Here is a 15,500-nt window from a genome sequence, read left to right on the forward strand (position 1 = left end):
CGCCTCACTGGACGGCGCGTTCCGTGCGGCGGGCGGCGTCGGGCAGACGCGCGATGAATTCGGCTGCGGCGCGACGCGCGGCGGCGTCCGCTTCGATCACGTCTTCGAGCGCATGCGCGCTGCGATTGGGCAACGCGTTGAGCACCGAGTCGACCACCTGCGCGATCGCCATGAAGCCGATCTGGCGCGACAGGAACGCTTCAACAGCAATTTCGTTAGCGGCATTGAGCGCCGCGCTGGCGACGCCGCCTTCGGCGAGCGCCTTCATGGCCAATGCCAGGCAAGGGAAACGCGTGTAGTCCGGCTTTTCAAACGACAGCGACGCGATTTCCACGAGATCCAGTTGCGCGACGCCCGAATCCACGCGATCCGGGAACGCGAGCGCGTGCGCGATCGGCGTGCGCATATCGGGGTTGCCGAGTTGCGCGAGCACCGAACCGTCGGCGTACGACACCAGCGAATGAATCACGCTTTGCGGATGAATCAGCACGTCGATGCGTTCGCCCGGCAAACCGAACAGCCAATGCGCCTCGATGACCTCGAGGCCCTTGTTCATCATGGTCGCGGAGTCGACGGAGATCTTGCGGCCCATCACCCAGTTCGGATGCTTGCAGGCTTCATCGGGCGTGACGTCGGCGAGCGTGGCCGGTTCGCGCGTGCGGAACGGGCCGCCCGACGCGGTCAGGATGATCTTGGAGACGCCACCATGCAGCGCGGCTTCGCGCGGCAGGCACTGGAAAATGGCGTTGTGTTCGCTGTCGACCGGCAAGAGCACGGCGCCGTTGTCATGCACGGCATCCATGAAGATCGCGCCCGACATCACGAGCGCTTCCTTGTTCGCGAGCAGAATGCGCTTGCCGGCGCGCGCGGCCGCGAGGCTCGGCGCGAGGCCGGCCGCACCGACGATGGCCGCGACCACGGTGTCGCAGCCGTCGCTCTTCGACACCTCGACGAGCGCCTCGGCGCCGTGCGTCACCTCCGTCTTGCAGCCCGCGTCGCGCAGCTTGGCCGCGACGCGCGCCGCCGTGTCGGCGTCGCCGACCACGGCGACTTCTGGCCGGAAGCGCAGGCATTGCTCGACGAGCTTGTCGCCGTTGCGGTGCGCAGTGAGCGCATAAACCGAAAAGCGCTCGGGATGACGCGCGACGACGTCGAGCGTGCTGTCTCCAATCGAGCCCGTGGAACCGAGCAATGTCAGACGTTTTTGCATATCTCTTTCTCTAGCCGAGCAGCAGCATGGCAAGCGGCAGCACCGGCAACAATGCGTCGATGCGGTCGAGCACGCCTCCGTGCCCCGGCAACAGGCCGCTCGAATCTTTCACGCCGGCCTGGCGTTTCATCATGGATTCAAAAAGGTCGCCCACCACGCTGAACGCCACCAGCAGCGTCAGGGCAAGCAGCGCGCGCGGGGCGCCCCAATGCGCCCACAGCTCAGAATACAGGGTCGGCTCGAACGCATGCGAAAGGACCGCCGCCACCGCGACGATCATCACCGCGAGCCAGCCGCCGATCGCGCCCTCCCACGTCTTGCCGGGACTGATGGCGGGCGCGAGCTTGTGCTTGCCGAACGCCTTACCCGAGAAGTATGCGCCGATATCCGCGAGCCATACCAATAGCAGCAGCGACAGCACGAACGGCACGCCTTGCATGCGCGCGGCGACGAGAGCATGCCAGCAGGCGACGAATATCACAATCCCGACAAGCAGCAGAAAGCTGCGCCAGGCGCCTTGCGCGAGCGTCGGCTTGCGCAGCAGCACGAACGGGCCGGCGATCACCCAGAAAATGGCGGCCGCCTTGTAAAACGGCTGCGCGCTGTCCACGCCGATGCCAAGCCGCGTGCTGGCCACGAGCGCGACCGCCGCGACGAGCGCGTAGATAACCGGGCCGGCGCCGCCCAGCTTCAGCAGGCGGGCCCATTCCCATGCGGCGAACACGACGACGAAAGCGATCAGCGCGCCGAACGCGCCGACCGGCGCGAACAACGTGACGGGCAGGAACACCGCCAGAAGCACAATCGCCGTGATGACACGGGTTTTTAGCATGGAAGCGAATCGACGTTTTGCGATTGCGGCTCGAGCTGAGCGCTGGTGCGGCCGAAACGGCGCTCGCGCTCGCCGTATGAGGCAATCGCGCGGCCGAGCGCGTCGGCGTCGAAATCCGGCCAGAAGGTGTCGGTGAAATAGAACTCGGTGTAGGCGAGTTGCCACAGCAGGAAATTGCTGACGCGCCGCTCGCCGCCCGTGCGGATGAAGAGGTCGGGCTCAGGCGCATAGGCCATGGACAGATGCTCGGCGAACGAATCCTCGTTCACCTCGACCGGCTTGCCGGCGAGCGCGGCCTGTTCCACGAGCTTGCGGGTCGCCTGCATGATGTCCCAGCGGCCGCCGTAATTGGCGGCGATGGTCAGCGTGAGGCGGGAATTGCGCGCCGTCTTGGTTTCCGCCCGTTTGATCAGGTCGCGGATGCGCGCATCGAAACGTTCGAGATCGCCGACCACGCGCAAACGGATGCCGTTTGCGTGCAGCTTGCCGATTTCGCGCTCCAGCGCCGTGACGAAAAGGCGCATCAGGAACGACACTTCGTCGTTCGGACGGCGCCAGTTTTCGGAGCTGAAAGCGAACAGCGTCAGATATTCGACGCCCTGGCGGGCACACGCCTCGACGGCCGCGCGCACCGCGTCGACGCCGCGCGTATGACCGGCCACGCGCGGCAAGCGGCGCTGGGTGGCCCAACGGCCGTTGCCGTCCATGATGATCGCGATGTGTCGCGGCACCGCGGCGACATCAGGCACGCGCACGGTTGAACTGGTGTAGGTCATGGCCGTCGGGACAATAACTGCAAATGAAGAAGTAAAAATCCTGAAAGTGTGAGTGCTCCCAGACCTGGCGCTTCACGACTCGGACTTCGCGCGAGCTCCGCACAGACAGTAACGCCGAAGCGAGCCGGCGTTCTGTTCGGAGCCTCGCAGCCTCATACCGTCATGATCTCTGCTTCTTTGGTCACAACAAGCTTGTCGATTTCAGCGACGAATTTGTCCGTCAGCTTCTGAACGTCGTCGCCGGCGCGGCGTTCGTCGTCTTCCGAAATTTCCTTGTCCTTAACGAGCTTCTTCAGTTGCTCGTTCGCGTCGCGGCGCAGATTGCGCACGGCGACTTTGGCCGTTTCGGCTTCGCTCTTGACGACTTTCGTCAGTTCGCGGCGGCGTTCTTCGGTCAGCGCGGGCATCGGCACGCGGATCACGTCGCCCTGGGTAGCCGGGTTCAGGCCGAGATCCGACTCGCGGATCGCCTTTTCGACGACCGGGACCATCTTCTTTTCCCACGGCTGCACGCCGATCGTGCGTGCGTCGATCAGCGTCAGGTTCGCGACCTGCGAGATAGGCACCGGCGAGCCGTAGTAATCGCACTGGATGTGATCAAGCAGGCCCGTGTGCGCACGGCCCGTACGGATTTTCGACAGATCGTTCTTGAACGCGTCGATGGAACGCTGCATCTTTTGTTCAGCGCCCTTCCTGATATCAGCCACAGACATTTTAAAACCTCCGAACCTTCAAAACGGTGCGAGCCGGCCAGCACGCGCGATATGCGGCGGCCCGGGCTCGCGTCAAAGCCCACGTTATGTGAACGAGAGTTTACACGTGGACGAGGGTGCCCTCGTCCTCGCCGAGCACGATGCGCTTCAATGCGCCCGGCTTGACGATCGAAAAAACGCGGATCGGCAGCTTCTGGTCGCGGCACAGCGCGAACGCCGTGGCGTCCATGACCTGCAGGTTGCGGCCGATTGCCTCGTCGAAGCTGATCGTGGTGTAGCGCGTCGCGCTCGGATCTTTCTTCGGGTCGGCTGAGTAGACGCCGTCCACCTTGGTGGCTTTCAACACGACTTCGGCGCCGATTTCCGAGCCGCGCAGCGCGGCGGCCGTGTCGGTCGTGAAGAACGGGTTGCCGGTGCCGGCCGCGAAAATCACGACTTTGCCTTCTTCGAGCTGGCGAATCGCGCGCGGACGGATGTACGGCTCGACGACCTGGTCCATGCGCAGCGCGGATTGCACACGCGCCTCGATGCCGGCGTGACGCATGGCGTCTTGCAGCGCCAGCGCGTTCATCATGGTGGCCAGCATGCCCATGTAGTCGGCCGTGGCGCGATCCATGCCGGCCGCGCCGCCCGCGACGCCACGGAAGATGTTGCCGCCGCCGATCACTACCGCCAACTGCGTTCCAAGACGGACCACTTCGGCCACGTCCGCCACCATTCGTTCGATGGTCGCGCGATTGATGCCGAAGGCATCGTCGCCCATCAGAGCTTCACCGGAGAGTTTGAGCAGGACGCGTTTGTAGGCAGTGGGCATAGGGGTATCCAGATCGCGCAGAACAGGGCAACAACAAGGGACTAATGTAGGGGTGAAACGCCGATTCGGGCAAGCGCCGCCAAATTGATGAACCCGGAAGGTCCACCGGCGGCGGCCGCGCGGCGAGGATCAACCCGCGCGCAGCCTTGCGGCGCTGCCGACCGCGGCACAGTCTTGCTGCGCCGCGGGTACAACGGTACTAGCTAAGACTCGCGATGCTTATTGTTGCTTCGCAGCAGCCACTTGAGCGGCAACTTCAGCGGCGAAGTCGTCCTGCTTCTTCTCGATGCCTTCGCCGACCACGAAGAGCGCAAACTTCTGGACGCTCGCGTTGCCCGCCTTCAGCATCTGTTCGATCGTCTGCTTGTCGTTCTTAACGAACGTCTGGTTCAGCAGCGACACTTCCTTCAGGTACTTCTGCACGCTGCCTTCACACCATCTTCGCGACGATTTCAGCCGGCTTGCCCGATTCGGCGGCCTTCTGCTCGGCGATGCTGCGTTCCTTGGCGATCAGGTCCGCCGGCACGTCGTCCGACGACAGCGAGACCGGCTTCATCGCGGCGATGTGCATGGCCACGTCCTTGCCGACCTGCTCGTCGGCGCCGGTGTACTCGACCAGCACGCCGATGCGCGTGCCGTGCAGGTACGCTGCCAGCTTGTTCGACGTCTCGAAGCGCACGAAACGGCGGATCGACAGGTTTTCACCGATCTTGCCGACCAGCGCGAGGCGCACTGCGTCGACGGTCTGGCCGTCGAGCGGCAGAGCGGACAGCGCGGCGACGTCGGCCGGGTTTTGCGTGGCGACCAGTTCGGCGATCTTCTTCGAGAAAGCCAGGAAGTCGTCGTTCTTCGAAACGAAGTCGGTTTCGCAGTTCAGCTCGACCAGCGAACCTGCATTGCCGCCGATGAACGATGCGACCACGCCTTCAGCCGTTGACGCGCGATGCCGCCTTGCTGGCCTTGTTGCCCAGCTTCACGCGCAGCAGCTCTTCGGCGCGCGCCATGTCGCCGTCGGCTTCCGTCAGCGCCTTCTTGCATTCCATCATCGGCGCGTCGGTCTTTGCGCGCAGTTCTGCAACCATGCTTGCGGTAATTGCCGCCATCATTTGCTCCTTGAGTTCCGTCTGTGTTCCGTGTCACACGCCGCCCGCACTTCGATACCGGCGGCAAGAATTCGTTTCAGCGTTATGCGAATTTTTTACGGATAACGCCTTGCTACAGCGTCGCGGCTTAAAAAAAGGGGGCCTGTAGAAAGCCCCCTTTTTTGCCGGACACGGGGCAGCTTTACGCTTCCGCGTTGACCTCGACGAACTCGTCGCCGTCGTCGCCGCGTGCAGCCTGCACCACTTCGTTGACCGCGTTGGCACGGCCTTCGAGGATCGCGTCAGCCACGCCGGCCGCGTACAGAGCGACGGCCTTGCTGGCGTCGTCGTTACCCGGGATCACGTAGTCGATGCCTTCCGGCGAGTGGTTCGTATCGACCACTGCGATGACCGGCACGCCGAGCTTGTTCGCTTCGGTGACGGCAATCTTGTGGTAGCCGACGTCGACCACGAAAATCGCGTCCGGAATGCCGCCCATGTCCTTCACGCCGCCGATCGACTTCTGCAGCTTGGCCATTTCGCGTTCGAACAGCAGAGCTTCCTTCTTGCTCATGCGTTCCGTTTCGCCTGCTTCCAGCGCCGCTTCCATGTCCTTCAGGCGCTTGATCGAAACCTTCAGCGTCTTGAAGTTGGTCAGCATGCCGCCGAGCCAGCGTGCGTTGACATAAGGCATGCCGGCGCGCTGCGCTTCCTGGGCGATCGTGTCACGCGACTGACGCTTCGTGCCGACGAACAGGATGGTGCCGCGATTGGCTGCCAGTTGACGCGCGTACTTCAGCGCGTCGTTGTACATCGGCAGCGTCTTTTCGAGGTTGATGATGTGAATCTTGTTGCGATGGCCGAAAATGAAGGGGGCCATCTTCGGGTTCCAGAAGCGCGTTTGGTGACCGAAGTGGACACCGGCTTCCAGCATTTGACGCATGGTAACTGCCATGAAAATCTCCGCGAGGGTTGGGTCTTAAGCCGGCTGCCGTATCCGCCGCGCCGCCATGTCTTGTCTGGCTGAGCGCCGCGAACACCCTGGGTGCGCCGGCTTGCGAGTCTGCCGCCTTGATACTGCTCTCACCCGTGGCTCGGGCGACAAGCGCCACGGGAAGCTTCACCTCTATCTGCCGTTGGTTGATTGGTTGCTGGCCCGCTGCCACCATAATCAGCCTAGAGTCGGTCTGAACGATGACAAGAAGCCACCAGGACAGGAAAAGGATCGACTTAGCCAAACATTATAGCATGCGACTATCGGCCGACTCAACCTGCCGGGTGGCTCCTTCGCGCGGGCTCCGGTTGCACCCGGCGCCTGGCTGGCCGCCTCGCGCGTCGTCTTCCAGCCGTGAACCGCAAAGCCCTCCGCTCTATCGTTACAGCCGCCGAAACGCCGCCAAAAGACTGCGGCACGGGGAATATGGTGCGATAATCCCGGAATAAATCGCATTTCAGGCCCGACTCATGGCTATCACGCTCAAAAACGAACACGACATCGCGCAAATGCGCGTCGCCTGCAAACTTGCGAGCGAAGTGCTCGACTACATCACGCCGTTCGTCACGGCCGGCGTCACGACCGGCGAACTCGACCGCCTGTGTCACGAATATATGCTCAAGGAACAGGGCACCGTGCCCGCGCCGCTGAATTATCAGCCGCCCGGCTATCCGCCCTACCCCAAGGCCACCTGCATCTCGGTGAACGACGTGATCTGCCACGGCATTCCCGGCGACAAGACGCTGAAGAACGGCGACGCGCTGAACATCGACATTACGGTGATCAAGGAAGGTTACTTCGGCGACACGAGCCGCATGTTCATCGTCGGCGAGGGCTCGATTCTCGCGAAGCGGCTGGTTCAGACCACCTTCGAGTGCATGTGGCTCGGCATTGACCAGGTCCGCCCCGGCGCGCATCTGGGCGACATCGGCTATGCGATCCAGAAGCACGCCGAGGCGCAAGGCTACAGCGTGGTGCGCGAATATTGCGGCCACGGCATCGGCACCGTGTTTCACGAAGACCCGCAGATTCTGCACTACGGCCGCCCCGGCACCGGGCTGGAACTGCAAGCCGGCATGATCTTCACGATCGAGCCGATGATCAACGCCGGCCGCCGCGACATCCGCACCATGCCCGACCAGTGGACCGTCAAGACGAAAGACCGCAGTCTGTCGGCGCAATGGGAACACACGGTGCTCGTGACGGAAACCGGCTACGACGTGCTGACCGTGTCCGCCGGCACGCCCGCGCGCCCGCCGGTGATCGCCGCCACGGCCTGATCGATCCCGCCTTTTCACCGCCAGCCGCCCATGAGTAGTGTTCCAGCCGTCGCCCGATCCCACGCCACGTCGCTCAAGGCGGACTACAAAGTGGCCAAAGCCCAGTTGCTGGAACGCTTCAGGACCGCCACCAACGTAGAAGGATTGATGGCGGCGCTCTCGCGTACCACCGACGACTCCCTGCGCGCCGCCTGGAACACCTGCGAACTGCCGGCCGAGCTGGCGCTCGTCGCCGTCGGCGGATTCGGTCGCGGCGAACTGGCTCCGCATTCCGACATCGACATTCTGGTGCTGCTGCCGGACGCGCCGCTCGAGCATCTGGAAGCGCGCATCGAGCGTTTCATCAGCCTCGCGTGGGATCTCGGGCTCGAGCTGGGCAGCAGCGTACGCAGCGTCTCGCAGTGTCTGGAAGAAGCCGCTAACGACGTCACCGTGCGCACGTCGCTGCTCGAAGCGCGGCGCATTACCGGCAGCGCGGCCCTGTTCGACGACTTCGCGAAGCGCTATCGCGAGGCGCTCGATCCGAAAGCGTTTTTCCAGGCGAAAGTGCTGGAAATGCGTCAGCGTCACGCCAAGTTCCAGGACACGCCTTACGCGCTCGAGCCGAATATCAAGGAAAGCCCCGGCGGTCTGCGGGATCTTCAGCTAATTCTGTGGGTGACCCAGGCGGCCGGCTTCGGCAGTAGCTGGCGCGAACTCGAGGCGCGCGGACTCATCACCGAGCGCGAAGCGCAGGAACTGCGGCGCAACGAGGGCTTCCTCAAGTCGCTGCGGGCGCGGGTCCACGTCACTGCCGGCCGTCGCCAGGACATTCTGGTGTTCGATCTGCAAACGCCGGTAGCCGAGAGTTTCGGCTACAAGCCGACCGCCACCAAGCGCGCGAGCGAACAGCTGATGCGCCGCTATTACTGGGCGGCGAAGGCGGTCACGCAGCTCGCGACAATTCTGATCCAGAACATCGAGGCTCAGCTTTTTCCCAGCACGAGCGGCATTACGCGGGTGCTGTCGGACCGTTTCGTCGAAAAACAGGGCATGCTGGAAATCGCCAGCGACGACCTGTTCCAGCGCGAACCGAACGCCATTCTCGAAGCCTTCCTGCTGTACGAGCAGACGCCGGGCGTGAAAGGGCTTTCGGCGCGTACGCTGCGCGCCATCTACAACGCGCGCGAGGTGATGGACCAGCACTGGCGCCGCGATCCGGAAAACCGGCGTCTTTTCATGGACATCCTGAAGCAGCCGGCCGGCATCACGCACGCGTTGCGCCTGATGAACCAGACCAGCGTGCTAGGGCGATATTTGCTGAATTTCCGGCGCATCGTCGGACAGATGCAGCACGACCTGTATCACGTCTACACGGTCGATCAGCACATTCTGATGGTGCTGCGCAATCTGCGGCGCTTCGCCGTGGCCGAACACGCGCATGAATATCCGTTCTGCAGCCAGTTGATCGTCAGCTTCGACCGGCCGTGGGTACTGTACGTCGCGGCGCTCTTTCACGACATTGCGAAAGGCCGCGGCGGCGACCATTCCACGCTCGGCATGGCCGACGCGCGGCGCTTCTGCCGCAATCACGGCATCGAGGGCGACGACGGCGAACTGGTCGTCTGGCTCGTCCAGCAGCATCTGACCATGAGCCAGGTCGCGCAAAAGCAGGACACGAGCGATCCCGAGGTCATCAAGCGATTCGCGGAACTGGTCGGCACCGAGCGCCGCCTGACCGCGCTGTACCTGCTGACGGTGGCCGACATCCGCGGAACCAGCCCGAAGGTCTGGAATACGTGGAAGGGCAAGCTGCTCGAGGACCTGTATCGCGCGACGCTCGCCGTGCTCGGCGGCGCGCGGCCGGACGCGCATTCGGAACTGGAGTCGCGTCAGGAAGAGGCGCTTGCGCTCTTGCGTCTCGAAACAGTGCCGGAAGGCGCGCAGAAGGCGCTGTGGGACAAGCTCGACGTCGGCTATTTCCTGCGTCACGACGCGGCCGACATCGCTTGGCAAACGCGTGTGCTCTACCGTTACGTCGAGACGCCGACGCCGATCGTCCGGGCTCGCCCGTCGCCGATCGGCGAAGCGCTTCAGGTGCTCGTGTACGTGAAGGACCAGCCGGATCTGTTCGCCGGCATTTGCGCGTATTTCGACCGCAATGGCTTGTCGGTGCTGGATGCGCGCGTCAGCACGACGCGTCACGGCTACGCGCTCGATAATTTCCTCGTCGCGCATACCGAAGAAGACGTGCATTATCGCGACATTGCCAATCTCGTCGAACAGGAACTGACCGCGCGCCTCACCGGCGACGGCACCTGGCTTCCGGGCCCGTCGAAGGGCCGCTTGTCGCGGCTGTCGCGGACCTTCCCTGTTACGCCGCGCGTCGATCTTCGGGCCGACGATCGCGGCCAATACTACATCCTGTCCGTGTCGGCGAACGACCGGCCAGGCCTTCTTTATTCGATCGCGCGCGTGCTCGCCGAACATCGTGTCGGCGTCGCGTCGGCACGGATTAATACGCTCGGCGAACGCGTCGAGGACGTGTTCCTGCTGGACGGGCACGGTCTGTCGGACAACCGCCTGCAAATTCAGGTCGAGACGGAACTGCTGCGCGCGATCGCAGTGTGAGATTTCATGCGAGTCAAATTAACAGCCAAGCACCCGCGGCCGGCTTCGTCCGAACGCGCCCCTGTCCGTAGCGGCAGCACGTCGGCGCGCAAGCCGACACGGCCGGCGGGACCCAAACCGTCGACGTCCGGCCCGGGCGAGGCGCGCGGCGAAGGCGCGGGGGCGTCGGCGGGCGAGAAACGTTCGGCTGGCGCACGCGCGCCGCGTGCTCCTCGCGAGGAAGGTGGGTTCGCGCGTGAGCGTGGCGCTGGCGGGGCTGGCGGCGCGGCTGGCGCGCGGCGGAGCGGGTCCGATCGGCCGCCGCGTCGCGAAGGTACGAGCGGTGCGCCTGCACGGCGTTTTGAAGGAAGCAGTGAGCGCGGTGGCGAGCGAGCGCCGCGACGGTTTGAGGATCGGGCCGGTGGTCGCGAGCGCGCACCGCGTGCCCCAGCCGGCGACCGCGCTGAGCGTGGGCCGCGGCGCTTTGAAGATCGCGCCGGTAGCAGCGAGCGCGCACCGCGACGGTTCGAGGATCGCGCAGGTGGTGGTGAGCGAGGGCCTCGTGCCCCGGCCGGCGAGCGCGCCGAACGTGGGCCGCGACGCTTTGAAGATCGCTCAGGTGGCGGCGAGCGAGCACCGCGACGGTTCGAGGATCGCGCAGGTGGCAGCGACCGCGGGCCTCGTGCCCCGGCCGGCGACCGCATCGAGCGCGCACCGCGACGCTTTGAAGATCGTGCCGGTAGCAGCGACCGCCCACCGCGGCGCTTCGACGATCGCGCAGGTGGTGGTGAGCGCGGACCTCGTGCCCCGGCCGGCGAGCGCGCCGAACGGGCACCGCGACGTTTTGAAGATCGGGCGGGCGGCAGTGACCGCGCACCCCGACGCTTTGACGATCGCGCAGGTGGCAGCGAGCGCGGACCTCGCGCACCGGTCGGCGACCGCGCCGGCAGCGCCGACCGCACACCCCGACGCTTTGAAGACCGCGCCGGCAGCAGCGACCGCACACCGCGACGCTTCGAAGACCGCACCGGCAGCACCGACCGAGCCCCTCGCGGCGCAGGCGCGGAACGCGCCCCCCGTCGTTTCGGAGACAGCACCGAGCGCCCGCCCCGCCGCTTCGACGGCAACGCCGACGGCGGCGCCGCGCGCAAATTCGGTGGAGACCGTGCGCCGCGCGGCGACAGCGGCGAGCGCCGGCCATTTGCTGGACCACGCACCGGAGCAGGCCGTCCTGCGGAAGCCGGTGCGCGCGGCGAACGTCCGACGGGCCGCGAGCGCGACGCATCCGATCGCCCGCGTTTCGGCAGCGAGCGCGGACCGCGTAGCGACAGCGCCCCGCGTCGCTTCGAAGGCGAACGCGGAGAGCGTGGAGAACGAAGCTTTGCGAAGCCCGTGAAGAGCGGCTACGGCGACCGCCCGGACCGTGAAGCACGCGCGCCCCGTGACGAACGCGGCGAACGCACACCCGCCCGACGCGATTTCAGCAACGCCTCCGCCCCGCGCACAGAGCGCACGGACCGCGCCCCCCGCAGCTTCGATAAGCCATCCGCCACACGCCGCGGCCCCGACGACCGCCCCGCGCGCGCCGGCAAGCCGCGCGGCGCCGCATCGGCCGACCGTCACGCGCAAGCCGAGCAGGCCCCGCGCACACCGCGTCGCGACATCGAAGACGCGCCAGGCACGCTGCGTCTGTCCAAGCTCATGTCGGAGCTTGGCCTCTGTTCGCGCCGCGAGGCCGACGAATGGATCGAGAAAGGCTGGGTGCTCGTCGACGGCGAACGGATCGACACGCTGGGCACTAAAGTGCGTCCCGATCAGCGGATCGAGATCGACCCCGCCGCCGAAGCCGTGCAAGCGAGCCAGGTCACGGTGCTGATCCATAAGACAGTCGGCTACGTGTCGGGCCAGGCGGAGGACGGCTATCAGCCGGCCATCACGCTCGTGACGCCGGAAAACCGCTGGGAAGGCGACCATTCGGACATCCGTTTTTCCGTCGCGCATTTGCGTCAACTGGCGCCGGCCGGGCGTCTCGACATCGATTCAACGGGCTTGCTGGTGCTGACGCAGGACGGCCGCATCGCCAAGCAACTGATCGGCGGGCATTCGGAGATCGACAAGGAATATCTGGTGCGCGTCGCCTACGGCGAGCATACCGTCGACGTCGAAAGTCACTTTCCGGCGGAAAGCCTCGAATTGCTGCGCCACGGCCTCTCGCTCGACGACGTCCCGCTCAAGCCCGCGCAGGTCAGCTGGCAAAACGGCGAGCAGTTGCGCTTCGTGCTGCGCGAGGGCAAGAAGCGCCAGATTCGCCGGATGTGCGAACTGGTCGGCCTCGAAGTGATCGGCTTGAAGCGCGTGCGGATGGGTCGCGTGGTGCTCGGCGCGCTGCCGCCCGGACAGTGGCGCTACCTGGCCGCCGACGAGTCGTTCTGACAGACGTCCGAAAAAACAGCCCGATCAGCGTAAGCCGATCGGGCTGTCCCAGTCATCCAGCAATCTCATCGAACCCACTCATTTGCGTGAGTTTTTTCTTTCGCCTCGAACTTCCGCCTCAATCGTCGCTATTCGGGTCCAGGTCCGGAAACAGCACTTCCGTAAAGCCGAACTTCGCGAAATCGTTGATTCGCATCGGATACAGCTTGCCGATCAGGTGATCGCATTCGTGCTGCACGACGCGCGCATGGAACCCTTCGGCAACGCGGTCGATCGGTTTGCCGTACTGATCGAAGCCGTGATACTTGATCATCGAAAAGCGGCTGACCGCGCCGCGCAAGCCCGGCACCGACAGGCAGCCCTCCCAGCCCTCTTCCATATCGAGCGAGACCGGCGTGATGGTCGGATTGATCAGCACGGTTTCCGGCACGGGCGGCGCGTCCGGATAACGCTCATTGCTGCCGAAGCCGAAGATCACCACCTGCAGATTGACGCCGATTTGCGGCGCGGCAAGCCCTGCCCCGTTCGCGTCGTGCATGGTCTCGAACATGTCTTTAATGAGCTCATGCAATTCCGGCGTGTCGAAGTGATCGACCGGATCGGCAATACGCAACAGGCGCGGATCGCCCATCTTGAGAATTTCGCGGATCATGACTGCCCCTCCAGGAGCTTACGCATACCATCTTCGTCGAGTACGGGAATGCCGAGTTCCTCGGCCTTCACCAACTTGCTGCCAGCTTCGGCCCCTGCCACCACATAGTCTGTTTTCTTCGACACCGAGCCGGCCACTTTCGCGCCGGCCGCTTCCAGCATTTCCTTCGCTTCTTCGCGGGCAAGGCTCGGCAACGTGCCGGTCAGCACAATGGTCTTGCCGGCCAGCACGCCTTGCGGCGCCTTCGGCGCGGGCGGGCCCTCGGGCCATGTGACCTTGCCGTGCGCGCGCAGTTGCTCGATCACCGTGCGGTTGTGCTCTTCGGCGAAAAACTGGTGAATGGATTCGGCGACAACCGGCCCGACGTCGTTGACTTCGAGCAGCGCCTCCACCGAAGCCTCCATGATCGGGTCCAGCGAGCCGAAGTGCTTCGCCAGATCCTTTGCCGTGGATTCGCCGACATGCCGAATCCCCAGTGCGTAGATGAAACGCGAGAGCGTGGTGTGCCTCGCCTTCTCGAGCGAGTCGAGCAGGTTCTGCGCGGACTTGTCGGCGAAACGGTCGAGTTGCGCGAGCGTCGAGAAGCCGAGGTTGAACAGATCGGCGGGCGTGCGCACCAGGTTCTGTTCGACGAGTTGATCGATAATTTTTTCGCCCAATCCGTCGATGTCCAACGCGCGCCGCTGCGCGAAATGCCACAGCGCCTGCTTGCGCTGCGCCGGACAAAAAAGGCCGCCCGTGCAGCGCGCAATCGCCTCGTCCGGCAGCCGTTCGATGTTGGAGCCGCACACCGGGCAATGCGTCGGCATCACGAATTCGCGAGCGTCATCCGGACGACGGTCGATGAGCGCGCTCACCACTTCGGGAATCACGTCGCCGGCACGCCGCACGATCACCGTGTCGCCGATGCGGATGTCCTTGCGGCGCACTTCGTCTTCGTTATGCAGTGTCGCATTGGTCACCGTGGCTCCGCCGACGAACACCGGCTCGAGCCGCGCAACGGGCGTGATTGCGCCGGTGCGCCCGACCTGCACGTCGATCGCGACGAGCTTCGTAAGCGCCTCCTGTGCTGGGAATTTATGCGCGAGCGCAAAACGCGGCGCACGCGATACAAAGCCCAGCGCTTCCTGCTCGTCGCGCCGGTTGACCTTGTAGACCACGCCGTCGATGTCGTACGGCAGCTTGTCGCGCTTCTCGCCCACCGCGTGAAAAAACGCGAGCAAACCTTCGGCGCCCTTCACGACCGCGCGCTCCGAATTGACCGGCAGGCCAAGCTCCTTGTACCAGTCGAGCAGTTCGCTGTGCGTGGCCGGCATCTCGATGCCGTCGAGCACGCCGATGCCATAGGCAAAGAACGACAGCGGCCGCTGCGCGGTGATCTTCGGATCGAGCTGACGCAAGCTGCCTGCGGCTGCATTGCGCGGATTGGCGAACTCCTTGTGTCCCGCCGCGCGCTGACGCTCGTTCAGACGTTCGAAGTCACGCTTGAACATCAGCACTTCGCCGCGCACGTCGAGTATGTGCGGCACGCGCTTGCCTTTGAGCCTGAGCGGAATCGAACGGACCGTGCGGATGTTTTCGGTGACGTTCTCGCCCGTCGCACCGTCGCCGCGAGTCGCGGCCTGCACGAACACGCCGTCGACGTAACGTAGCGAGATGGCCAGGCCGTCGAACTTGAGCTCCGTTGCGTAGTCGACGGGCACCGGCGGCTCTTTCGCATTGTTGCCGAGCGCGTCGCCGACGCGCTTGTCGAACGCGATGATGTCTTCGTCGGCGAAACCGTTGTTCAGCGACAGCATGGGCTGGTCGTGAACGACCGGCTCGAAGCCGCTCGCCGCTTCGCCGCCCACGCGCTGGGTGGGCGAATCCGGCACGATCAGATCCGGGTGCTCCGCCTCGATGCTTTCGAGCTCCTTGAACAGCTTGTCGTATTCGGCGTCGGGCAGATCAGGCTGGTCGAGCACGTAGTACGCGTAGTTGGCGCGTTCGAGTTCCGCGCGCAGCCACTCGGCGCGTGCAGCCGGATCGCGCTCGGCCGGAGCGCTCGTGGCTGAATGTGAGGCGGGAGTTCGAGCCATGCTGTGGGACGCTTCTTCAGTGAAATCGGACACTGGATTATCGCAGG

At 64.7% G+C, this 15,500-nt stretch carries 11 protein-coding genes and 1 pseudogene; 3 read left to right on the plus strand and 9 right to left on the minus strand.

Annotated features, from left to right (window positions below; translation table 11 throughout):
* Nucleotides 1-4: 4 nt before the first annotated feature.
* From ABIE53_RS12245 to rpsB, 7 genes and pseudogenes are all read right to left on the minus strand, one after another.
* The gene (locus ABIE53_RS12245) at nt 5-1,210 is read right to left on the minus strand and encodes a 1-deoxy-D-xylulose-5-phosphate reductoisomerase (RefSeq protein WP_053858268.1); all 1,206 of its coding nucleotides are present in this window, start codon (nt 1,208-1,210) and stop codon (nt 5-7) included.
* Between the two features lie 10 nt (nt 1,211-1,220).
* Entirely contained in the window at nt 1,221-2,042 is an 822-nt protein-coding gene (locus ABIE53_RS12250) for a phosphatidate cytidylyltransferase (protein WP_107706687.1), read from the minus strand.
* Entirely contained in the window at nt 2,036-2,818 is a 783-nt protein-coding gene (gene uppS, locus ABIE53_RS12255) for a polyprenyl diphosphate synthase (RefSeq protein WP_006048676.1), read from the minus strand. Before uppS ends, ABIE53_RS12250 begins: the two co-directional genes overlap by 7 nt.
* A 152-nt stretch (nt 2,819-2,970) precedes the next feature.
* Nucleotides 2,971-3,531 (minus strand): ribosome recycling factor, encoded by a 561-nt coding sequence (gene frr, locus ABIE53_RS12260; protein ID WP_006048675.1) that lies wholly within the window; start codon nt 3,529-3,531, stop codon nt 2,971-2,973.
* 100 nt (nt 3,532-3,631) lie between these two features.
* Nucleotides 3,632-4,345, minus strand: coding sequence for a UMP kinase (gene pyrH, locus ABIE53_RS12265; RefSeq protein WP_006048674.1), 714 nt, complete (start codon nt 4,343-4,345; stop codon nt 3,632-3,634).
* 219 nt (nt 4,346-4,564) lie between these two features.
* A pseudogene (gene tsf, locus ABIE53_RS12270) lies at nt 4,565-5,448 on the minus strand (translation elongation factor Ts).
* A 181-nt stretch (nt 5,449-5,629) separates the two neighbouring features.
* A complete protein-coding gene (gene rpsB, locus ABIE53_RS12275; protein WP_006048672.1) occupies nt 5,630-6,382 on the minus strand; it encodes a 30S ribosomal protein S2 in 753 nt (250 codons plus the stop codon).
* Between the two features lie 509 nt (nt 6,383-6,891).
* Between rpsB and map the strand changes: the two genes are divergently transcribed.
* The 3 genes from map to ABIE53_RS12290 all read left to right on the plus strand — a co-directional run bounded on the left by map (nt 6,892) and on the right by ABIE53_RS12290 (nt 12,723).
* The gene (map, locus tag ABIE53_RS12280) at nt 6,892-7,701 is read left to right on the plus strand and encodes a type I methionyl aminopeptidase (protein ID WP_006048671.1); all 810 of its coding nucleotides are present in this window, start codon (nt 6,892-6,894) and stop codon (nt 7,699-7,701) included.
* 30 nt (nt 7,702-7,731) lie between these two features.
* A complete protein-coding gene (locus ABIE53_RS12285) occupies nt 7,732-10,311 on the plus strand; it encodes a [protein-PII] uridylyltransferase (protein ID WP_006048670.1) in 2,580 nt (859 codons plus the stop codon).
* Between the two features lie 681 nt (nt 10,312-10,992).
* A complete protein-coding gene (locus tag ABIE53_RS12290) occupies nt 10,993-12,723 on the plus strand; it encodes a pseudouridine synthase (RefSeq protein WP_425183905.1) in 1,731 nt (576 codons plus the stop codon).
* Between the two features lie 118 nt (nt 12,724-12,841).
* Here ABIE53_RS12290 and def read toward each other — a convergent pair whose 3' ends face one another.
* Nucleotides 12,842-13,375, minus strand: coding sequence for a peptide deformylase (gene def / locus ABIE53_RS12295; protein WP_006048667.1), 534 nt, complete (start codon nt 13,373-13,375; stop codon nt 12,842-12,844).
* Entirely contained in the window at nt 13,372-15,453 is a 2,082-nt protein-coding gene (gene ligA, locus ABIE53_RS12300) for an NAD-dependent DNA ligase LigA (protein WP_107706685.1), read from the minus strand. The genes def and ligA overlap by 4 nt, the downstream gene beginning before the upstream one ends.
* Nucleotides 15,454-15,500 lie beyond the last annotated feature (47 nt).

Origin of the sequence: Paraburkholderia sp. OAS925, from assembly GCF_040543975.1 — a bacterium.
GTDB classification, from domain to species: Bacteria; Pseudomonadota; Gammaproteobacteria; order Burkholderiales; family Burkholderiaceae; genus Paraburkholderia; species Paraburkholderia graminis.